Raw genomic sequence first — 20,288 nt, 5'->3', positions numbered from 1 at the left:
CTTTTTTTTATGCACAAAAAGGAACGTTTCAGGCACCTGATCGAGTACTTTACACAAAACTTCCCGGAGCCTCAAACGGAGCTGGCGTACACCAATCCGTATGAACTCATTGTGGCGGTGGTGCTGAGTGCCCAGTGCACCGATAAGCGGGTGAACATGGTTACGCCTGCCTTGTTTGAGGCATACCCTACACCTGCTCACCTGGCTACAGCCACTCCTGAGGAGGTGTTGCCTTATGTTAAAAGCATTTCGTACCCCAACAACAAGGCCAAGCACCTGGCTAGCCTGGGCAAGATGCTGGTAGAGCAGTTCAATTCCGAAATTCCGAGCACAGTAGACGACTTGGTGAAGCTACCCGGCGTTGGCCGCAAAACTGCCAACGTTATTGTATCAGTTATCTGGAACCAGCCAGCCATGGCCGTAGATACACACGTGTTCCGGGTGAGCAAGCGTCTGGGGCTGGTTACCAAAGATGCTAAAACACCTTTGGAAGTAGAACGGCAACTGGTGGCTAACCTGCCCCAGGAACTGGTAGCCAAAGCGCATCACTGGCTCATTCTGCATGGCCGCTACATCTGCGTTGCCCGCCGCCCAAAATGTGAAGAATGCCCTCTCACACATTTCTGTGCCTTTTTCCAGAAGAACTTCCCCAACATTCCGGATGATCCGGAGAATAAACTGGGCGGGTAAGCAATTCTACTAATGAAATTGCCCTTCCGAAGGCTTTTTTATATAATAAGGCACAAGGCCTGCGACTTTTATCTATTCATTTTTACTACAAGACGGAGCTTTTGTGCAGGTGCCACTATTGTAGTTATAAAACAAAAGAAGCAGGCTAAACCTGCTTCTTTTGTTTTATAACTATGGGGATTTTGTGTATTAGCTTCTGTGAGAAGATTTTGCACCGTTTCTACCTCTGTTCTCCTTGCCTTGCTCCCTCTTCTCAAAGCGGTCCTGCATTTCTTTACGGTCGGCTTTGTACTGAGCGTATTGCTTGTTGTTCAGTATCTTCTTCAGTTCCGCCTGGTATTGCGCATGGTTCGCTTTCATGGCTTCCTTAGTTGCCTCCCGATCAGCAGAGGCTTGTTGTCGGTTAGCGCGCATGGCTTCCCTTTCGCTGGCTTGCTTCAGGTGGAGCGCTTCTAATTTATTTTGCTGAGATTTATTGAGTTCATATTTCTGCGCCATGCGCTCAGTTCTCATTTTAGCTCTCTCTTCAGGAGCTTTGCTGGCTTGCTTTCTACCTTTGTGGGCACGGTGCTCTGTTTTATTTTTCTTGCCTGCTTGAGGAGCATCCTGCGCATAAGAACCACCAGCAACCATTACACCTAACGCGAGCATTACAATTATCTTTTTCATATCTTCTTCAGTTTAACAACTTCTATGATTTCTTATCGGTAAGAGCAAAAACGGTAGGCCTAGTGTTTACTTGCTTTGTTGATGAGACTTATCCAAAGCCCGTGCCAGAATTCATAAAATCTCTGCAACAGGGATTTCTAAACTGATCATAACCCTGAATTTCAAACCATTATAAATTATAAAAACATAAAAAATGACATTAACCGCTCCTTATGACGGGAATTGCCAAGGAACCTTACCGAAAGCAGAAAGGTTTGATGCTATTAAAAAGATGAAAAAAAAGCTAACGAAGCAGCCGCGCCCAATTAAATTATTCAGAGGCAAGCCCAATTATTAAAGTGGCTCAGTTAGCTCGTAACAATTGGAGAGGTACCAATACAGCACCAATTTTGTTGCATGAAGGGGAACCAAGGAGAAAGCAGCTACTGAACAACTTTTCTTAAAACTTCTTCTACCTGATGCACCAGGTTAAACCGGTCGAACTGCTTTTTGGACACCATAGCGCCCCTGGCACCTGCAGCCCTTAAATGATCAGGATTAGACAATGCCTCTGTAATGGTGTTAGCGAGTGCCGTAGGGTTTTCGGCAGGAGTATACCAGCCACAGCCAAACCGCTCTACAAAGTTTTTGGTCCAGCCAGGGTTCGTTACAACAACAGGGGTGCCACAAACCAGGCTATCGTAAAATTTGGCAGGTGAGTTAGTGGCCAACACCGGCAGGCCATTAAAAGTAACCAACGAAACGGCTGCTAACTTAAAAAGTGAAAATACCTGGTGCCGGGGCAGAGGTGGCACCAGCGTTAGGTTGGGGTATTTTCTAGCTATTTCCAGTACCTGCGGCTCGTAGTAGCCACTACCAGTAAACACAAACTGAATATGTGGTTCGTTCGCCAGGGCGGTAACTGCGCTAAGTAGTGTGGGTATGTCGTTGGCTCTGCCATAGGTGCCAGCATATAGTACTACCTGCTTTTGCTGAAGGTTTAACTGCTGCCTGAGCGCCTCTACCTGATCAGCAGTTACCTGTTGCGCCAGGTGTAGATCGGTACCATTCAGGTTAGTGGTAATCTTGTGTGAAGGCACTCCCAGGCTCTCTACGTAAGCTGTCATATCCGGAGAGAGCGTTATAATATGGCTGGCGCTCCGGTAAAGGTTTTTTTCGAGCTGGAAGAGCCTGCGCTGTAGCCACGGGTTCTGAACAGCCCCCATAGCAATCGGGAACGACGGCCACAAGTCCTGTACTTCGAAAACCCAGGGCACACGCCGCGCTTTTGCGACCTGCGCCGTTACCCAAGGTGTAGTAAGCGGAGTCGATACGGCCCAAAAAAGGTCAGGTTTAGGCACCGAGAGTCCTTTAGCTACACAATAGGCACCAAAGCGGCCATATGAGAGCAGTCGCTCTGGCACGTTCATCTTATTTTTATAAGGCACGTTGCATTCGTAGAGCGTTACGCCCTCGGGTACCCAACCGAAACGATCGGTTATGCGATGTTCACGCCATGCACTGCTTGTTATCAGGCTGATATTGTGCCGTTGCGCCAGCGCTTCCAGAAAGGTGTAGTGCCGGCAGGTAGCCGGGCAATCTGGGCTATGGTGGTGCTGGTGCAGTAGCGTTATGTGCATAAACTTGTCCGGAAGGCTAAAAACTAATAAAACGAGGGCGCTTAAGAGCCAGCCTTATTTTAAGTAAAATTGACTCTGGAAGGGCGTTTTCATTAGAATAATTGGGTAGCACCACTTCCTTAGCAGAGAAGAACTCTTAAGCTATTTGCGAGGCTTGTACTTCGACTCGTTCAGGATCTTCTGATGATCTATTTCAGCCAACAGCTCCGGCAACGTTACATCAGGGTTACGCTCCATATACTTTCTAACAATTTGCCAGCCCACCCAGGTACCCAGGCGACCGGGAGCTGTAGCGTCTATTTCAGGTGTATTAGGTCGTTCGCCAATGTACTTGGTTATAACAAATGGGCTTCTCTCATACAGTAGTCCTTTCTCGATAAAGTGTGCCCATATTTTAGCTTCGTTATGGCGCACATCAGCAATATCTTTTCTGCTGTAGCCAATAATGGCCGAGTCCGGAGTACAGGGGAGAACCGATTCTACAAAATAATATGCTTTACCAGTATTTATCATCTCAGCAAGCAAATTGCGCTCGGAGCGGCTTGTCTGGTTAAAGCGGTTCGAGAGCAGCAGCATCGCAGTCGGCACCATGTTTGGCCGCTCGTATCGCTTTAATATATAATCGTACACATCGGGGCGGTAACTGGCTTGCTGTCCCACGAAAAAATCGATGCCTAACACCAGCAAGCTATCTGTTATTAAAAAATCGCGGCTCAGCCCTGATACAAATGTTTTAACCTCCGGCACTACAAAGTCAGGGTAATAGTATTTAACTACCTTAAATGCCGACTCCAGTTCCTGCCTTTCCTGCTCCATATTGCCAAACCTGTCTTCTGCTTCCTTCCCTAATTTTCGAAGCTCTGGGTTAGTAGCCAAGCCGTGCAGCGCATTAATAAGAACAGAATCGGAACGGAGCTGGCTCCTCCTGAAAAAGCTCTCTACAAATTCAGGATGTTTTTTTACAAAATCTGCCAAGTCGCTTCGGCTGGTATCCTGGAAAAAGCGCTGCTCCAAACGTTCAATTTCAACACGCAAAGGTATTTTTTCGGCTTCTTCGGGTATACTGCAAGTGCTCTTCTTACAGCCGAAAATAAAAAGAAGTGTTACTAGTATGAGTAGTCTGTAATACATTCTATTATATATTTGTGCAAAAATACAGGGTAAAACCTTTTGGAGTATCTTTATCTTTCAATTTAAACTATGCAAATGAAGAAGTTATCACTGTTACTGATGTTTTTATGTTTTGGGCTAAGCGCCTCAGCTCAGATTGAGATCGGAGTACAAATATCACCTAATATTGCCGGCAATCGATTTATAGCTGAGGATCATTATAACTTCCGCAACAGCAACAACCTGAAAATTGGTGTGGGTGTAGTCGCTGACTATTTCTTTGCTCAGAACTACGCAATAAGTACCGGGCTTTTTTACCGTAGCAAAGGCGGTAAAATAACTTACAGCCATAACAACGGCACTGCTACCATTTCTGGTTCAGATAACATTTCTATTCAGTACATTCAACTTCCGGTTACGCTCAAGTTATTTACAAACGAAATAGCACCAGGCACCATTTTATATGTGCAGGTCGGTACAGCCATTAACACGAAGGTAGCCGCTGAGGTAAACGACAGGAAGATGATCAACAGCCAGAAAATGATTAAGCGTTTCAATATTTTTGAGGTTGACGCTATTCTGGGTACTGGGGTGGAATTTACGCTTGGCCAGAGTACTAAATTGCTGGCAGGCCTTTCTTACCACAGAGGTTTAACTAATATCGACGATTACTACGATAATCAATTAGGGGACAGAAACATATCTGTTAAAAACAACGTGATAAACCTTGACTTTGGAGTGAAGTTCTAAAGCCCTCTTCCTATAAAAACAAAAGAGCCGCGCCCTAACAGGCACGGCTCTTTTGTTTTAGTTATATAACTTCTTCTTTTTCAGATGATATGCCATTTACTTCCGCAAAGGCTGTACGTAACTCTATCTCATCTCCCCTGTCGTCCATTACTTTAAAATCGGTCAGGCCAAGTGAGGTGTCTTTTACGAGCTTCACCCATTTAAAATACTTAAAGAACCATTTTGTTTGCCTCGAAATAATTCCTTTGGTATAATAGGCGTACACAAACGGGTGTACATAAAGCTCCAGACTTTTATGATTGTGGCTCGTCAGCAGGTCGTCTACCGCTGCGTCAATTTCATCAGTTACCAGAATACTGGCGGTAATTTTACCGGTGCCGTTACAAGTTGGGCAAACCTCACCGGTTATAATGTTTTGCTCTGGCCTTACACGCTGTCGTGTAATTTGCATCAGGCCAAATTTTGATATTGGCAGAACTGTCGATTTAGAGCGGTCTTTCTTCAGTTCTTCTTTGAAAACCTCATAAATGCGTTGTCGGTTTTCAGGCGACTTCATATCGATGAAATCAACTACAATGATACCACCTATATCTCGGAGGCGAAGCTGTCTGGCAACTTCTCTGGCAGCCATCATATTTACATGAAGTGCAGTTGCTTCCTGATCGGTTTCGGTATTAGATTTGTTCCCACTGTTTACATCCACCACATGCAGTGCTTCGGTATGTTCTATTACCAGGTATCCGCCACCCGGTATAGTAACTGTTTTGCCGAAAGCAGCCTTAAGCTGTTTCTCGATGTTGAAGTGTTCAAAGGTTTTGGTCTTACCGGCATAATGCTTCAGAATTTTAAGTTTATCTGGTGCAATGCTGCCGATGTATGTTTTGATCTCTTCATAAAGCTGGACATCATCCACTATTATGTTGTCAAAACTTTCGTTTAGTAAATCTCTCAAAATGGACGAAGAACGGCCTAACTCCCCGATAACCTTATCGCTTGTTTTAGCTGTCTTCAACGCTTTAAAGCCCTCATCCCAGTTGTCGAGCATGTTGCGCATGTCTCTGTCGAGTTCTGCCACTTCACGCCCTTCGGCCACCGTCCTGATAATTACGCCAAAATTTTCTGGCTTGATCGACATGATCAGGCGTTTTAGGCGTGTGCGCTCTTCTTTGCTAACGATTTTTTTAGATACGCTTACCGTATTAGAAAACGGCACGAGTACCAGGTATCGTCCTGCAAGAGAAAGCTCGCAAGATAAGCGGGGCCCTTTGGTAGAAATAGGTTCTTTTACAATCTGAACTAACAGCTGCTGCCCTTTTTTAAGCACATCAGCTATTTTGCCTAGTTTGTCTATTTCAGGCTCAAATTTTAACTGGTTGAGTTTTGGAGAAGCGTTTTTTTGTGTCTGGGCTACTTTTATAAACTTGTTGAGTGTTTTGATATTGGCTCCCAGGTCATGGTAATGCAAAAAAGCATCTTTATGGTAACCAATATCAATAAAAGCAGCATTAAGACCGGGCATTACTTTTTTTACAGTACCCAGAAAAATGTCACCAACAATATAGTTTGTATCCTTTTTCTCGTGGTGAAACTCAACTAGTCTTTTATCCTGCAAAAGCGCAATGCGCTCCCCATCTTGAGTAGAATTGATGATTAATTCATTACTCAATTTGTCTTAAAATAATTATTTGTATGTATAGACCAAAGCCCACTATCGCCTAAGCAATGTGGGCCTCAAAGTATTAAAAAGAAATTACTTCTTCTTATGTCTGTTCTTTCTAAGACGTTTCTTTCTTTTGTGGGTAGCGATCTTATGGCGCTTTCTTTTTTTTCCGCAAGGCATAATTTTAATTTTTTATTTTATGAATTATTTCTTTTCCTATTTCAGTTCTGCCAGGTACTCATCTACAGAAGCAGCAAGTGCCGGGTCGTTGCTTAAGCCTTTTACTTTGTTAAAGTAGGTCACTGCCTCCTCTTTCTTACCTGTTCTTGCCAGCGACACAGCCAGGTAAAAAGTTCCTTCTACGTGCTCCGGATTAACCGAAACCAGCTTTCGGAAACGCTCTTCGGCTTTATCAAACTGGTTAGACTGCATAGACAACAGACCAAGGTTGAATAAAGCCTTTTGATTATTGGGATCTGCTGTAATTACCTCTCTTAACAATGTAATGCCCTGCATCGGATTTTCTGTCGCGATGTAGGTCATGGCAATATTTGTCTTAGAATCCAGATCCGACGGGTTATTTTTCAGCACTTGCTCGTACATAGCACGCGCTTTGGCTCCCAGTTCACTGGCTCTTCCCTGCGAAGGCGCATACGTGAAGGCTTCAAAATAGCTGTCGCCAGCTTGTTTGTAGCTCTTCTCGCCTGGGCGGGCATTAGCAGCTAGTTCATAATAATAGCCGGCACTGTCGAATTTGCTTACTGTAGTGTAAGCGGCGGCCAATTCAGTAGCCACCCGGCTACGGGTCTGGTCGTCAGAAGCTTTGTTATACCGGGCACGCACAGTAGCCAGTTCCAGTAGTTGCTCCGGACTTGCCGTCATGTGAGCGTTGCCAGCATTAGCTGTTTCAGCACCATGGTTATGGCCGTCGTCTTCGGAGTGTCCTTCGGGTATGGCGGTGTCGGTCTTAGTAAAGCTCTCTTTATCTTCCTCATTAACAACTACCTTAGGCAAAAAGAATAGAACGACTACTATGGCAAGAGCCGCTACTAAAACTAGTATTTGAGACCGTGACATTCTTTTCGCCTAAGTTAAGTTGATTACAAGTTGATAAGTTTAGAACCGCAAAGATACAAAAGAATTAAGAATGAGCTAACTCTTTGATTTTTTTGCTGTTCTTAATCTTTTGAATAAATGTTTTTGACGGCTTAAAGCTAGGAATAAAATGCTCGTCAATGATGATGGATGTGTTCTTCGAAATATTGCGAGCCACTTTTTTTGCTCGCTTCTTATTTACAAAGCTACCAAAACCTCTCACATAGATGTTGTTACCATTAGCCATTGAGTCTTTCACAACTTTGAAAAAAGCCTCAATCGTGGATTGTACATCAGCTTTATCAATCCCTGTTTTATCAGCAATCTCTGATATTACTTCTGCTTTAGTCACTTTCTTATAATTTATAAATTGACAATAATATGATTTTCTTTATACAACGGGCAAGAATTCCTGTCCTTTCAGGGATTTTCGGGGCACAAAGGTAGCCCTTCTTTTCGATAAGTAAAAGCTTTAGTGTTAAATTATTAGAGCTTTCTACTCCCGGCATTTCTTACTTGGTGTTACAACACAACACCTGTGCCAATAGTGCCTCCCTCTTCCCACCTAACGTGCTGCCAATCATTATATTTTATTATGCAATGTCCGTTACTTGGCCTGTATCCAGCTAAAATATAGTGCAAAACATTTTGCCATTATGGCTTGTTGAAACACTGCCTGCAGGTTATCAGCGGCTTACTTCCCGCCTGCAAAAAGGCTTCTGCTTTTTTTAGTGAATACTACAAAAAAACTTCTCAACCCCCTTCTTTTAAACGTCTTTACAGGAATTTAAAAAAGAAAAAAGGTAAATTCAGTTTCTTATTCGGCAATTTGCAACGCAAAACACGAATTTCTGACAAGCAGGTATGGCAACAACTATCGATCCAAAATTTATTTCCTCCTCCCTTATTCGTTGGTACGGGCAACATAAGCGGGCTCTCCCCTGGCGCGATACTCGTAACCCCTATTATATCTGGCTCTCAGAAATAATTTTGCAGCAAACAAGGGTGGCACAGGGGCTCCCCTACTACCTGAAGTTTGTAGAAACATACCCTACTGTGCAGGAACTGGCTGCCGCCCCAGAAGATGATGTGTTACGGCTGTGGCAGGGCTTAGGCTACTATTCCAGAGCCCGAAACATGCATCATACTTCGCGCCAGGTAGTGCAAGAGCACAATAGTATTTTCCCGGACAGCTATGCTCAACTGCTCCGGCTCCGCGGAGTAGGAAGCTATACGGCAGCCGCCATTGCCTCTTTTGCTTTTCAGGAGAAAGTGGCCGTGTTGGATGGCAATGTGTTCCGGGTACTGGCCCGGATTTTTGGAGTAGCAGATGACATTGCTGTTCCGGCTTCGCGCAAAACGTTTCAGGCAATTGCCGACTCACTTATACCTGCCGATGCACCAGACACCTTTAATCAGGCCATTATGGAATTTGGCGCTATCCAATGCACGCCGCTTATGCCAGATTGCCTGTTTTGTCCGCTACAGCAGGTCTGCTTTGCCTTTAACCATGGTATGGTGCAGGAGTTACCTGTAAAAAAGAAGGCTAAAGCCGCACAACCACGGTTTTTTCATTACTTTGTGTTCAGACATCAAGGCCAGTACTATATGCGGAAGCGCCTGGCTGGCGATATCTGGCAGGGGTTATACGATTTCTACCTTTTCGAAAGTACCGATAAGGCCACACAGCCAGCCGAACTGGCAAAAGAGCTGCAGAACAGTGGTTTGGAGGTACAGGAGGAGCAGATTCAGCTTCCGCGCAAAGACTATAAGCATGTACTTAGTCACCAAAAAATAACCGCCAGATTCTATCTTATAGAATTAGAATCTCGTTTAAGGGAAGAAATAACACAAGAGACAAGATTAGCCGCTTTTACCACCGCCGAAATAGAAGCGCTGCCAAAGCCGGTGCTCATCAGCAGCTATTTGAAAGATGCGGGAATTTTAGTAAATTTATAATCTTGAACCTTTGGCAGGGCAAAAGCATTATATGTTTCTTACAGAGCAACATACGCAGAAACATGTAAGGTGTAGCCCACAAAAAAGAAAGACAGAAACAGCTTTTATAAACAAAACTCACACCACATGGCAAGTGTTAACAAAGTAATATTGATCGGTAATTTAGGCAAAGATCCGGAAGTACGTCATTTAGAAGGCGGCGTGGCCGTAGCCCGTTTCCCGATTGCTACTTCCGAAACATTTAAAGACCGTAACGGAGCAAAACAGGAAAGAACAGAATGGCACAACATCGTGCTCTGGCGTGGCTTGGCCGAAGTTGCTGAAAAGTACTTACGCAAAGGCCAGTCTGTTTTTATAGAAGGCCGCATCAGAACAAATAATTACCAGGATAAAGATGGCATCCAACGTTACAGCACTGAAATTGTGGCCGATAACATGACCATGCTCGGCGGCAAAAGCGATGGAAGCAACAACGGTGGCAGCAATGGCGGCTACCAGGAGTCGTCTGCATCATCTTCGGCAAACAACTACAGCAGCGCTCCTTCGCAAAGCGGAGCTTCTGCCGGCGCGAACGACGAGCCAGACGACTTGCCGTTCTAAACTATGTTTAACTAAATAATAGAACTTTGGACAGTATAGATCCCGGAGACCCCCTGAGTTATAGCTTTTTTCAATTCATCCAGATAATAACCGCTGTACTCAGTTTTGAATATGTGGCAGCCAGCATGGCTTGCTTCTTCTTACTGCTGCTCTCTGCGCTCGCCTCGGGCGCAGAGGCAGCTTTTTTTGCTCTACCAAAAGAAGAGCTGGAGAAATACAAAAACAGCCAAAACAAAGCCGAGCAAAAGGTACACCATCTGCTGCAAACGCCCCGTAGGCTACTCACCACCCTCCTTATTATCAACAACGGCATTAATGTAAGCATCATAACCTTATTTGCCTATATCTCCTGGCAGGTATTTGGCACACAATCTTTATCGGCTCTGGCTATTATAGGCTGTATGTTGGTTGCCACCTTTTCCATCGTTTTTTTTGGCGAGGTACTGCCCAAAATTTACGCTAACAAACGTGGCGCAACTGTTGCACGCAAAACAGCTCCTGCTATTAGCCTTTTGCAGGAGCTCTCAGAGCCTCTCTCTAAACTGTTGATGGGAATTAGTGCCTACATCGAAAAACACTACCTCTCTAAATCTTACACCCACTCCTTGGAGGAGCTACACCACAGCCTGGACATTGCTTTGATAAACGAGGAGAGCTCGCCCGAAGAGCGCAAATTGCTGCGTGGCATCGTAAACTTTGGCTCTATTACTGTAGGCCAGATCATGCGTCAGCGAAAAGATATTGTCGCCTTCAGCCTCGATGCCACTATACCAGAGCTGCTTCCGCTTATTCTCAAGTGGGGCTACTCCCGTGTGCCGGTTTATGCGCAGAGTAAAGACAAAATAAAAGGCATCTTGTACATTAAAGACCTGTTGCCGCACATTAACGAAGGGCCTGACTTTAAGTGGCAGCACCTGATCCGGACACCGTTGCTGGTTACAGAACAAAAGCATATTTCCGAACTCCTCAACGATTTTAAGGACAAACATGTGCACATGGCCATTGTGGTAAACGAGGAAGGCTTGGCCACTGGCTTACTTACCCTGGAAGATGTGGTGGAAGAAATTGTAGGTGAGATCAACGATGAGTTTGATGACGATGAAGAAATTATCTACTCTCAACTAGACGAAAATACTTTTATCTTTGATGGCAAAACATCTTTGCACGACTTTTGCAAAATTGCAGAGATCCCGTTCGATGCCTTTAACGAAGTAAAATCAGAAGCCTCAACGGTAGCCGGACTGATGCGATCGTTTTTTGGCCGCGTACCCCGTGTAGCAGAAAGTATATCGTACGGGCGTTTCCATTTCACAGTAGAGTCGGCGGACATGAAGCGTGTAAAGCGAGTAAAGATTAATGTTGCAAGCAAAAAAGAAGTTCTCCAGAAAGCCGGTTAGCCTTAAAATCTTTTTATGGGGCCTGATGGCAGCAGCCATGGTCGCCTGTGGCGCAGAGTATACCCCCAAGCCTAAAGGATTTAACCGCATAGATTTACCAGAGCCAGCTTACCAGCAGTTGCAGGAAGAGCACCCCTACACATTTGAGTTTTCGAAGTACGCCAAAATAAGGCCAGACTCCTCCTCTATTGCACAGCCGCATTGGATTACCATTATTTACCCAAGGTTTGGAGCTAACGTGCAGCTCACGTACAAAAAACTTAATAACAGTCCCAAGGTACTTGACGACCTAGTAGAAGACGCCCGCAAGCTTACGTCAAAACACCAGGTAAAAGCTTACTCTATAGAAGAAACAGAGGTAAAAACCCCACAGGGTGATGTAGCGGCCGTGTTCGAGCTGACAGGTGAGGTTCCTAGCCAGTTCCAATTTTATGTAACGGATACCACTACTCACTTTCTGCGCGGTGCCCTTTACTTTAGAACAGCAACCCAAAACGATTCGCTTTCTCCAGTAATTGAGTTCATGAAGAAAGATATTATGCACCTGCTCAACACACTGGAGTTTAAGGATAAGTAACCCACGTGCTCACTGTTTACCTAAAGGCTAATACACTAAAAACACCTCAGGAAGCTCCTTTCTATTAGAATAATTTGGTTGTTGGTTGTTAAATGGCTAAATGATTTAACAGTTGACCAAAGATAGCTAGAAGAGCTCACCGTATGCGCAGCTCCTGTGAGTGTCTAGGAGAAGTAAATCCACTATCAAAAACCAGTTTTAGAAAAATTCTGGCATCTACCATCTTAGATCTAAAGTCTCAAAAAAGCCTCTGGAAGGTCCTTTTCATTAGCAGAATTCATTTATTAAAAGATCTGCGAGCAACTGCCCCAATAACGCAGGCCGCGGCAGGCATGCCAAATATAACCTGATGTTGGCAGCAGATGAAAGACACAAAATCACTGCTTAACAAGGTCTTTTGCGCTTCCTCTTTTATCTTTGTAGCCGTACAACTGTCAGTCTCTCACTAAAACCGGCCAAACTGCCTTGAGCAACTTTTTCCATACCAAAATTGAATTTCTGAAAGGCGTGGGGCCGCAGCGGGCAGAGCTGCTGCAGAAGGAGCTCGGCATTTTCACTTACGGCGACTTAATTCAGCATTACCCCTTCCGCTACCTCGACCGCACGCAGTTCTACAAAATCGCAGAACTCGACGAATCGCTGCCTTATGTGCAGATAAAGGGCCGGATACGAGGCAAAGAGTTGCTGGGCGAAGGGCGCAAACAACGGCTATCGGCAAGGCTGGTAGACGAAACCGGCGAGATTGAACTAGTTTGGTTTAAGGGGGTGAAATGGGTGGAGAAAGCCTTAAAGAACCACACCGACTATATAGTATTTGGCAAGCCCACCGAATTTAACGGCCGCTACAACATAGCGCACCCCGAGCTGGAAGAAGTAACCGAGGTAAAGCAATCAAATGCTTTTCTGCAGCCCGTTTACAACACCACCGAAAAACTTAAAAGCTTCCGCGTAGAGAGCAAAACCATCTCAAAAATGATGGAGGTGCTGCTCAACATGGCAGCTCCGCAGATTCAGGAAACCCTTTCGCCCGACCTGGTGGACCATTACCGGCTCATGGGCAAGCGCGATGCACTGCTCAACATCCACTTTCCGGAGTCGGCTGAAAAATACAAGGCAGCGAAGTTTCGACTGACCTTCGAAGAGCTATTTTATATTCAGTTGAGGCTGCTGCGCCAGCGGGTGGTGCGCCGTGTGGAGCTAAAGGGGCAGATTTTCAAGAACATCCCTACCCTGAACGAGTTCTATAAAAACCACATGACCTTTGACCTAACCAATGCGCAGAAGCGGGTGGTAAAGGAAATCTACAAAGACCTGACAGCCGGCAAGCAAATGAACCGCCTGCTGCAAGGCGATGTGGGCAGCGGCAAAACCATTGTGGCTTTTATTACTATGCTTATAGCCGCAGACAACGGGGCACAGTCGGTACTAATGGCTCCTACCGAAATTCTGGCCGACCAGCATTACCAGGGCCTCAAAAAATTTGCCGATAGCCTGGGCATTTTGCTAGGCAAACTTACGGGCTCCACTAAAACCAAAGAGCGCAAGGTGTTGCACGAGCAGCTACGCTCCGGCGAAATGAAAATGATTGTAGGCACCCATGCGCTGCTGGAGGATGTAGTACAGTTCCAGAACCTGGGCCTTTGCATTGTAGACGAACAACACCGCTTCGGGGTGGAGCAGCGCTCAAAGCTATGGCGCAAAAACCCCCAGATTATACCGCACGTGCTCGTTATGACAGCTACACCCATACCACGCACCCTGGCCATGACCCTGTATGGCGACCTCGATGTGTCGGTGATAGACGAGCTGCCGGCCGGCCGAAAAGAGATCGTAACCGTTCACCGCTTCGACAGCCACCGGTTGCGCGTATTTGAATTTATCCGGAAAGAGATTAAGCTGGGGCGGCAGGCCTACATTGTGTACCCGCTCATAGAAGAATCGGAAGGAATGGATTACAAAGACCTGATGGATGGCTACGAAAGCGTAAGGCGGGCCTTTCCGGAGTTCCAGATCAGCATGGTGCATGGTAAAATGAAAGCGCAGGACAAAGATTACGAAATGCAGCGGTTCGTCAAAAACGAAACCCACATTATGGTAGCTACTACCGTTATAGAAGTAGGCGTAAATGTTCCGAATGCATCTGTAATGGTTATTGAGAGTGCCGAACGATTTGGGCTCTCGCAGCTACACCAGTTGCGTGGACGAGTTGGGCGGGGCGCCGAGCAGAGCTACTGTATCTTAATGACGGGCTACAAACTCAGCAAAGACAGCAAAACACGCCTGGAAACGATGGTGCGAACCAACAACGGGTTTGAAATTGCAGATATAGATTTAAAATTACGGGGCCCCGGCGACCTTATGGGAACGCAGCAAAGCGGTGTGCTGGATCTGCTAATTTCTGACTTGGCGAAAGATGCGCCCATTCTTCAAGAAGCGCGTGCAGCCGCCCAAAGAATACTAGAAGAAGATCCCCAGCTAGAAAAGGACCAGCATCAGAACATCCGGAAGCACATCCAATCGCTGAGTGCGAATACCGTGAACTGGAGCCGGATAAGTTAAGAGATATTAGTTAAAGAGCTTATCGGTTTGCTCATCCCGCGAATCATTAACAAGTGCAGTTTGCTTGTCGTAACTAACAACAGTGCGGGTTTGTCTGGCAGGAGCTTTTATTTCAATGATGTCGGCTTCCCGAGTAATTTTGCTAATAACGATCAAAGCCACAAACACTAAAACTTTAAGTAAAGACTTCATATCATAAATTTGGGTAAACGAGTAAAATAAACGCTTTTGCAAAAGTACGGATAAAGACTAAAAAGCGATTACTAACAAGTGTTAAATTTTGTTAGTATTTTTTAACAAAATGTTAACTCCCAAAACCTTGTTAATCTACCGATCACCTAATTGCTTCACCACCAGAACCTTGGCACTAAAAACACTAACGTGCATTAAGGTCATAAATATTTTATCAAAAGGAAGAAAATTTTCAACTTTCTGATTATTAGATATCTTATCCCGGATCAATATCCGCTCAGGCAATCCATTTCCGGCAGCTGATTTCCGCCTGTTGTATCGTTTGCTGGTATATAATCTGATTGGCTGTGGGCTCCCGTGGCTGGCTTGCCGAAATATAATGTTGCTTGCCCAAACATTTTGCCTCTGCTGCTGCTACCTGCCTATGAGCTTGTTTCCTTCCACAGGCTTTGAGTTGCTAATCTGATTTAATCAGGTTAATTTTCGCATGGATTCATCTTTACAACACCCAAACTGTGATAAGACTTTCAGTTATTCTGCTCTCGCTATTATTGCTGCTGTACCCTACCGCTCCTACTCAGGCACAAGCAAAAATCAAGGCAGCATTGCCGTTTGCCTACACGCTAGATCCTACTGAAGATGTATACAACGAGCAGATTTCGCGCAAGACTCGACCTTTAAGCGCGACAGAGTTTGTGGTACTGCAAAAGCAGGGGCAAAGCGAATATAGCGTAGATAAATACACCGATAACCTGAAAAAAGCCTGGAGTGCCAAGGTACCAGTGGCAGGCGTCGAAACAGTAATTGCTTTTATAAGGGCCAAAGATGCCGTGCTGGTAATTACCCATCGCGACAATGGCCAAGGCTCGCAACAGTTACACGGTCACCAGATAAACCTGGCCACTGGTGCAACAGAAAAAAGCCTGATGCTGCTCGAAGCGCCTATGACCTTCAGAAAAGCCAATGTGGCCGCCTCTGAGGACGGCGGGCGGTTGCTTGCGTACCAGTACCAGACAGACCAGAACCAGCAAATCACCAACATCAGAGGACATCTTTATGATAGTCAGCTCACGAAGATAAAAGACACTAACTACACCCTTGGCGACCTCAGTACCATATTCTCAGCCGACATTCAGCTCAGCAGCAACGGCGACCAGTATGTAAGCCTGATTTCGGACAACATGCAGCGCCTGACGGTAAGGAGATATACCCTTGCCGGTGCCACACCCAAAAGCCTTTCGGTGCTGGCAGGTGGTGCAACAGGAGGCAACAAACTATATATTCTGGATGGCAAGTACAAACTCCTGCCCGATGGAAAACTGTTTGGGGCTGTATTAACAGCCGACGAAAAAACAGCCGTTTACCACAGCCTCAGAACCATTAAATTCGATTTTGAGGCAGAAGACATGATATTTGCCGAAGAGTTTAAGTTTACCCCTGCTTACCTGGAGAGCGTGAACAACATGGGCAAAGTAAGAGGTGTGGTGGCAGAACGCCTGGAAGACATTTATCTATCTGAAATTCTGATGACCTCTGAAAACAGGCTGATCGTGCTGGCTGAGAAGAAGTTTGCTGCCGGTGGCGAGAATGCACCTTATTTTGGTTTGGAACTGCACCTGTTTGCCTACAACGATGTGTTAAACGTGTCGTGGAATTCTGTAGTGATGAAGCAGCAGGAGGCGCCTGCCAGCCAGGGTTTTTCCGGCATCTCGTATAAAGCTAACCTCTCCGGAAACACATTGCTCTCCGGAAACACATTGCAACTCCTGACACTGGAACAACTAAACGGTAAGCACGATCTGTTTCTCCGTTCCATCAATACTGTAACGGGTGCTGCCAAAGCCCCCGTTGCACTTGGCCTTGGTGTAGCAAAGGGCAGCGAGGTACCTTACATCAAAAGTTTTACAGCCTGGCTTACCGAGAAAGAACTGGTAACTATAGCCCGAACGGCCAAAGCATCTAGTAGTTTGCAGCTGCTCCGGCTAACACTAAAATAGCGCGAAACGTTTTTACAGGCAACTTGTGGGCGCCTCCTGTATCGAGGCGCTTAGTGGCAAAGGAGGTCAGTTGCAGCACCATGTTCAGAAGGCCTACATACGTTACAATGTCGGCGTACATTTTAAGCTCCTTAAAAGAACCGTCTAGCTTTCCCCACTTTTGCACTTTGTACGTATTAAGCGCAGAGCAAGGCAGCCAACGCACTTGCTTGTGGTGCCGGAGCATGTAATTATTGATAGCAACCTCGAGTTGGTACCTCTCCACCTGACCTGCCAATATTTGCTCCAGGTCGTTTTTTTTCACTAGCCTCTCTCCTGAAAGCAAAATGTCGCTGCGGTAAAATTTAACGAACCAGGGCGAGTTCATGCGCCGGAGAATAAGCATATCTACCCCCTTGTTGTCGACAAAGGAGGTTACTGCCATCTCCAGTTCCGCTTTGTTAAGCCCCTGCAAATCAGCGTCCATTAACAGCACCGACTCGTTTTTCACAAACCGAAGACCGTGCTTAATGGCTGCAGCCTTACCCTGATTGCCCGACATCTCCACCACCTGCACCTTTGGCCAGTTTTGTCTTATATATCGGGCTGTTCCGTCTGTAGACCCATCGTCTACACACAGCACCTGCTCTATATTTTTCACTTTTAACACTACCCTCAGAACCTGCGCAATCCGGTCCTTTTCGTTATAAACGGGTATCAGACATGTTGCTCCCATAGTATATTTCTTCTGCTGCCTATTACATACGGCTATAGATTATTTTGTATCGTTTTACAATAAGAATGAGGGTTTTATCATGAGCCGAAATAAGTATAAACCCTTATTGTTTCTTCCACCTTTTTGTCTATTTCCATTTAAATTATTCTAATGAAATGGCTCTTCCGGAGGCTTATACGAGATTTTAAACACTAGATGTTAGACGATGAATTTTGTCTTGGTTAAGAGTTAACTCATAAAACAGTACCATCACCCTAAGAAAAATCATTAAGTAATTTCCCTTATACTAATTGAACCCTTTAGCAAGGGTAATCAACAGCCAAATTCTTCTAATGAAAAAGGCCTTCAGGAGCTATTTCTGGATTTCGGAGCATAAGGGCATGATAGCTTGTAAAAGCCAGAAAGGCCAACTCTTTGAGAGTGGGCCCTTCTAAAATAAATGTTTCTAATTAATAAATGTATTCGTTTGCTTCTATGAGCGTGGCAGCTATACGGCGGCGGGCTTCTTTTGTGTTGTAAAGATCTTTTTTAGTGAACCGCTTAAGGCCCATAAACAGCAGACGTTGCTCATCTCCTTCTGCCATGGCGGCAATAGCCTCTTTTCCTGCTTTAAATGCAATATCCACAGCATCATTCACCACTATTCGCGCCATATCTATCTGGTTAGCTACTGCTTCTTCGCCTTTTTGGCCGATCAGTTTCTCTACGCGCAGCAGCGTAGACTCTGCCACATAAGTTTTGATGGCCATATCCGAAATGTTCATGAGCACCTCCTGCTCCTTGGCAAGCGAGTTCATGTACTTTTGCACTGCTGTACCGGCTACCAGCAAAATGGCTTTCTTCAGGTTACGAATCGCTTTATGCTCGGCAGCGAACAAGCTCTCTTCTTCTTCAGCGCCAAAATCCGGTATGGCCATAAGCTCCTGCTGCACCGACTGTGCCGGCCCCATCAGGTCGAGCTCGCCTTTCATGGCTTTCTTCAGGATCATGTCTACCGTTAGCATACGGTTGATTTCGTTGGTGCCCTCAAAAATGCGGTTAATGCGGGAGTCGCGGTAAGCACGGTCCATGGGGTAGTCGGCAGAATAGCCGTAGCCGCCATAGATTTGCACACCTTCGTCCACCACATAATCTAACACTTCAGAGCCTTCTACTTTTAGAATAGCACACTCTACGGCAAATTCGCGGGCTGCTCCCAGCAATGCTTCGTTCTCGTCTTTACCTGCGGCCAGCAGCTCCTGCTCCATACGGTAAACATCCATACCAAGTCGGTAGAGGGCTGATTCTACAGCAAATATTTTGATGGCCTGCTCCGCCAGTTTGTGCCGAATGGCTCCAAACTTAGAGATGGGCAGTTTAAACTGCTGCCGCTCGTTGGAGTATTTCACCGAAAGATCGGCCACGCGTTTGGAAGCTCCCAATGTAGCAGCGCCTAATTTTATGCGGCCAATGTTCAGGATGTTGAAGGCAATGAGGTGGCCTTTTCCAATTTCGCCCAGCACATTTTCTACCGGCACCTGGCAATCGGTAAAGAACACCTGCCGGGTAGAGGAGCCTTTTATACCCATTTTATGTTCTTCGTTGCCAAGGCTTACGCCCGGGAAATCTTTCTCCACAATAAAACCTGTAAACTGGTCGCCGTTTACCTGCGCAAACACAATAAACACATCGGCAAAGCCTGCGTTGGTAATCCACATTTTTTGGCCGTTCAGGATGTAGTGTGTTCCTTCTGCATTTAAAACGGCTTTTGATTTGGCAGCCAGGGCGTCAGAACCAGATCCTGGTTCGGTCAGGCAGTATGCCGACATCCACTCGCCGTTCACCAGTTTAGGCACATACTTCTCTTTCTGCTCCTCGGTACCGAAATATAAAATTGGCAGCGTGCCAATACCTGTGTGTGCCGCAAAAGCCACCGGAAAAGAATGGCCGCCCCCTACCGATTCTGTTACCAGCAGGGCCGTGTTAAAGTCCATGTTCAGGCCACCGAATTGCTCGGGCATCGACACGGCAAACAAACCGAGTTCTCCTGCCTTTTTCATGAGGTTCTCCATCAGTCCCTCCTCGTGGTTATCGAGGCGGTCGAGCAGCGGCAGCACTTCTTCACGCACAAAATCGCGGCAGGTCTGCGCCATCATCTGCTGCTCTTCATTAAACTCTTCTGGTATAAATACATCCTGCGGATTAGTCTCCCTAATCAGGAACTCCCCGCCTTTTATGCTAGCTGCTTTTACTGAATTTTCCATTTGCTTGTCTTTTATCTTTTTTAGTATCACGATGCACGTATCATGTATCACGAGATTTCTGTAGTGAAGTAGTACCCTCCAGAATATTCAAATTTTCACAACTTGTTTATCAACCCATTTAACATTATTTGCACATTAAATACCTGTTGTGCCAATTTCTGATGTTGTGATGCCGTAACATATCCAAAAGCTTCTGCTAAAATCATCTGTGTCTCCAATTCGAAAGCAGAGCCTAATGCTATCTTCAGAAATTGTGCAAATTCTTTATTTGATCCTCTTCCTGCCCCTTCTGCTATATTAGAAGGCACCGACACAGCAGCTCTATTGATTTGTGACCTCAAGCCATACTTTTCTTCCAACGGATAAAGCGCAGATGATTCGTACACAAGTTTAGCCAGCTCCATCGCCTCTTTCCATACCCTCAAGTCTTTGAAATTATCGTTTGTCGTGATACGA

At 45.6% G+C, this 20,288-nt stretch carries 18 protein-coding genes and 1 pseudogene; 9 read left to right on the top strand and 10 right to left on the bottom strand.

The window, feature by feature from the left end; genetic code table 11:
* Positions 1-9 precede the first annotated feature (9 nt).
* A complete protein-coding gene (nth, locus tag ACMA1I_RS11190) occupies positions 10-690 on the top strand; it encodes an endonuclease III (protein WP_337068415.1) in 681 nt (226 codons plus the stop codon).
* A gap of 189 nt (positions 691-879) precedes the next feature.
* Here the strand turns inward: nth and ACMA1I_RS11185 are convergent, their stop codons facing one another.
* Entirely contained in the window at positions 880-1,359 is a 480-nt protein-coding gene (locus ACMA1I_RS11185; RefSeq protein ID WP_337068414.1) for a DUF4890 domain-containing protein, read from the bottom strand.
* Between the two features lie 193 nt (positions 1,360-1,552).
* Here ACMA1I_RS11185 and ACMA1I_RS11180 point away from each other — a divergent pair, with 193 nt between their 5' ends.
* The gene (locus ACMA1I_RS11180; RefSeq protein ID WP_414703903.1) at positions 1,553-1,696 is read left to right on the top strand and encodes a hypothetical protein; all 144 of its coding nucleotides are present in this window, start codon (positions 1,553-1,555) and stop codon (positions 1,694-1,696) included.
* Positions 1,697-1,781: 85 nt separating this feature from the next.
* Here ACMA1I_RS11180 and ACMA1I_RS11175 read toward each other — a convergent pair whose 3' ends face one another.
* The gene (locus ACMA1I_RS11175) at positions 1,782-2,978 is read right to left on the bottom strand and encodes a glycosyltransferase family 4 protein (RefSeq protein WP_337068413.1); all 1,197 of its coding nucleotides are present in this window, start codon (positions 2,976-2,978) and stop codon (positions 1,782-1,784) included.
* A gap of 141 nt (positions 2,979-3,119) precedes the next feature.
* A complete protein-coding gene (gldB, locus tag ACMA1I_RS11170; RefSeq protein ID WP_337068412.1) occupies positions 3,120-4,109 on the bottom strand; it encodes a gliding motility lipoprotein GldB in 990 nt (329 codons plus the stop codon).
* Positions 4,110-4,184: 75 nt separating this feature from the next.
* Here gldB and ACMA1I_RS11165 point away from each other — a divergent pair, with 75 nt between their 5' ends.
* Positions 4,185-4,838: an outer membrane beta-barrel protein gene (locus ACMA1I_RS11165; RefSeq protein ID WP_337068411.1), complete on the top strand. Its 654-nt coding sequence runs from the start codon at positions 4,185-4,187 to the stop codon at positions 4,836-4,838.
* 61 nt (positions 4,839-4,899) lie between these two features.
* On the opposite strand, the gene ACMA1I_RS11160 is transcribed toward ACMA1I_RS11165, so the two are convergent.
* The 3 genes and pseudogenes from ACMA1I_RS11160 to ACMA1I_RS11150 all read right to left on the bottom strand — a co-directional run.
* A complete protein-coding gene (locus ACMA1I_RS11160; RefSeq protein ID WP_337068410.1) occupies positions 4,900-6,504 on the bottom strand; it encodes an Rne/Rng family ribonuclease in 1,605 nt (534 codons plus the stop codon).
* 210 nt (positions 6,505-6,714) lie between these two features.
* A complete protein-coding gene (locus ACMA1I_RS11155; protein ID WP_337068409.1) occupies positions 6,715-7,575 on the bottom strand; it encodes a tetratricopeptide repeat protein in 861 nt (286 codons plus the stop codon).
* Positions 7,576-7,639: 64 nt separating this feature from the next.
* Positions 7,640-7,969, bottom strand: a pseudogene (locus ACMA1I_RS11150) (HU family DNA-binding protein); the annotation flags it as partial.
* A 488-nt stretch (positions 7,970-8,457) separates the two neighbouring features.
* On the opposite strand from ACMA1I_RS11150, the gene mutY reads away from it, so the two are divergent.
* The 5 genes from mutY to recG all read left to right on the top strand — a co-directional run bounded on the left by mutY (position 8,458) and on the right by recG (position 14,685).
* Positions 8,458-9,552 (top strand): A/G-specific adenine glycosylase, encoded by a 1,095-nt coding sequence (mutY, locus tag ACMA1I_RS11145; RefSeq protein ID WP_337068408.1) that lies wholly within the window; start codon positions 8,458-8,460, stop codon positions 9,550-9,552.
* A 126-nt stretch (positions 9,553-9,678) separates the two neighbouring features.
* Entirely contained in the window at positions 9,679-10,152 is a 474-nt protein-coding gene (locus ACMA1I_RS11140; protein ID WP_337068407.1) for a single-stranded DNA-binding protein, read from the top strand.
* Between the two features lie 26 nt (positions 10,153-10,178).
* Entirely contained in the window at positions 10,179-11,549 is a 1,371-nt protein-coding gene (gene gldE, locus ACMA1I_RS11135) for a gliding motility-associated protein GldE (RefSeq protein WP_337068406.1), read from the top strand.
* 25 nt (positions 11,550-11,574) lie between these two features.
* Positions 11,575-12,126: a gliding motility lipoprotein GldD gene (gldD, locus tag ACMA1I_RS11130; RefSeq protein WP_414703904.1), complete on the top strand. Its 552-nt coding sequence runs from the start codon at positions 11,575-11,577 to the stop codon at positions 12,124-12,126.
* Between the two features lie 465 nt (positions 12,127-12,591).
* Entirely contained in the window at positions 12,592-14,685 is a 2,094-nt protein-coding gene (gene recG / locus ACMA1I_RS11125; protein WP_337068404.1) for an ATP-dependent DNA helicase RecG, read from the top strand.
* Between the two features lie 6 nt (positions 14,686-14,691).
* Here recG and ACMA1I_RS11120 read toward each other — a convergent pair whose 3' ends face one another.
* Positions 14,692-14,877 (bottom strand): hypothetical protein, encoded by a 186-nt coding sequence (locus ACMA1I_RS11120; protein ID WP_337068403.1) that lies wholly within the window; start codon positions 14,875-14,877, stop codon positions 14,692-14,694.
* A 515-nt stretch (positions 14,878-15,392) separates the two neighbouring features.
* On the opposite strand from ACMA1I_RS11120, the gene ACMA1I_RS11115 reads away from it, so the two are divergent.
* A complete protein-coding gene (locus tag ACMA1I_RS11115) occupies positions 15,393-16,874 on the top strand; it encodes a hypothetical protein (protein WP_337068402.1) in 1,482 nt (493 codons plus the stop codon).
* Here the strand turns inward: ACMA1I_RS11115 and ACMA1I_RS11110 are convergent.
* From ACMA1I_RS11110 to ACMA1I_RS11100, 3 genes are all read right to left on the bottom strand, one after another.
* Positions 16,837-17,589 (bottom strand): glycosyltransferase family 2 protein, encoded by a 753-nt coding sequence (locus tag ACMA1I_RS11110; protein WP_337068401.1) that lies wholly within the window; start codon positions 17,587-17,589, stop codon positions 16,837-16,839. The two genes, ACMA1I_RS11115 and ACMA1I_RS11110, sit on opposite strands and share 38 nt — an antisense overlap.
* 449 nt (positions 17,590-18,038) lie before the next feature.
* Entirely contained in the window at positions 18,039-19,832 is a 1,794-nt protein-coding gene (locus ACMA1I_RS11105) for an acyl-CoA dehydrogenase family protein (protein WP_337068400.1), read from the bottom strand.
* A 95-nt stretch (positions 19,833-19,927) separates the two neighbouring features.
* Positions 19,928-20,257 carry a four helix bundle protein gene (locus ACMA1I_RS11100; protein ID WP_337068399.1) on the bottom strand — a complete coding sequence of 110 codons (330 nt, stop codon included), beginning with the start codon at positions 20,255-20,257 and terminating at the stop codon, positions 19,928-19,930.
* Positions 20,258-20,288 lie beyond the last annotated feature (31 nt).

The organism is Pontibacter sp. 13R65 (assembly GCF_047525655.1).
Classification (GTDB): domain Bacteria; phylum Bacteroidota; class Bacteroidia; order Cytophagales; family Hymenobacteraceae; genus Pontibacter.
The sequence above is the reverse complement of the archived record's forward strand: the minus strand, read 5'-3'. Positions and strand labels throughout refer to the sequence as shown.

Coding starts and splice junctions, on each gene's coding strand:
- ACMA1I_RS11155 (WP_337068409.1), bottom strand. CDS start 7,575: ATGTCACGGTCTCAAATACTAGTTTTAGTAGCGGCTCTTGCCATAGTA.
- ACMA1I_RS11110 (WP_337068401.1), bottom strand. CDS start 17,589: ATGGGAGCAACATGTCTGATACCCGTTTATAACGAAAAGGACCGGATT.
- ACMA1I_RS11185 (WP_337068414.1), bottom strand. CDS start 1,359: ATGAAAAAGATAATTGTAATGCTCGCGTTAGGTGTAATGGTTGCTGGT.
- ACMA1I_RS11140 (WP_337068407.1), top strand. CDS start 9,679: ATGGCAAGTGTTAACAAAGTAATATTGATCGGTAATTTAGGCAAAGAT.
- ACMA1I_RS11180 (WP_414703903.1), top strand. CDS start 1,553: ATGACATTAACCGCTCCTTATGACGGGAATTGCCAAGGAACCTTACCG.
- ACMA1I_RS11175 (WP_337068413.1), bottom strand. CDS start 2,978: ATGCACATAACGCTACTGCACCAGCACCACCATAGCCCAGATTGCCCG.
- gldD (WP_414703904.1), top strand. CDS start 11,575: ATGGCAGCAGCCATGGTCGCCTGTGGCGCAGAGTATACCCCCAAGCCT.
- mutY (WP_337068408.1), top strand. CDS start 8,458: ATGGCAACAACTATCGATCCAAAATTTATTTCCTCCTCCCTTATTCGT.
- ACMA1I_RS11165 (WP_337068411.1), top strand. CDS start 4,185: ATGAAGAAGTTATCACTGTTACTGATGTTTTTATGTTTTGGGCTAAGC.
- ACMA1I_RS11105 (WP_337068400.1), bottom strand. CDS start 19,832: ATGGAAAATTCAGTAAAAGCAGCTAGCATAAAAGGCGGGGAGTTCCTG.
- ACMA1I_RS11120 (WP_337068403.1), bottom strand. CDS start 14,877: ATGAAGTCTTTACTTAAAGTTTTAGTGTTTGTGGCTTTGATCGTTATT.
- nth (WP_337068415.1), top strand. CDS start 10: ATGCACAAAAAGGAACGTTTCAGGCACCTGATCGAGTACTTTACACAA.
- gldB (WP_337068412.1), bottom strand. CDS start 4,109: ATGTATTACAGACTACTCATACTAGTAACACTTCTTTTTATTTTCGGC.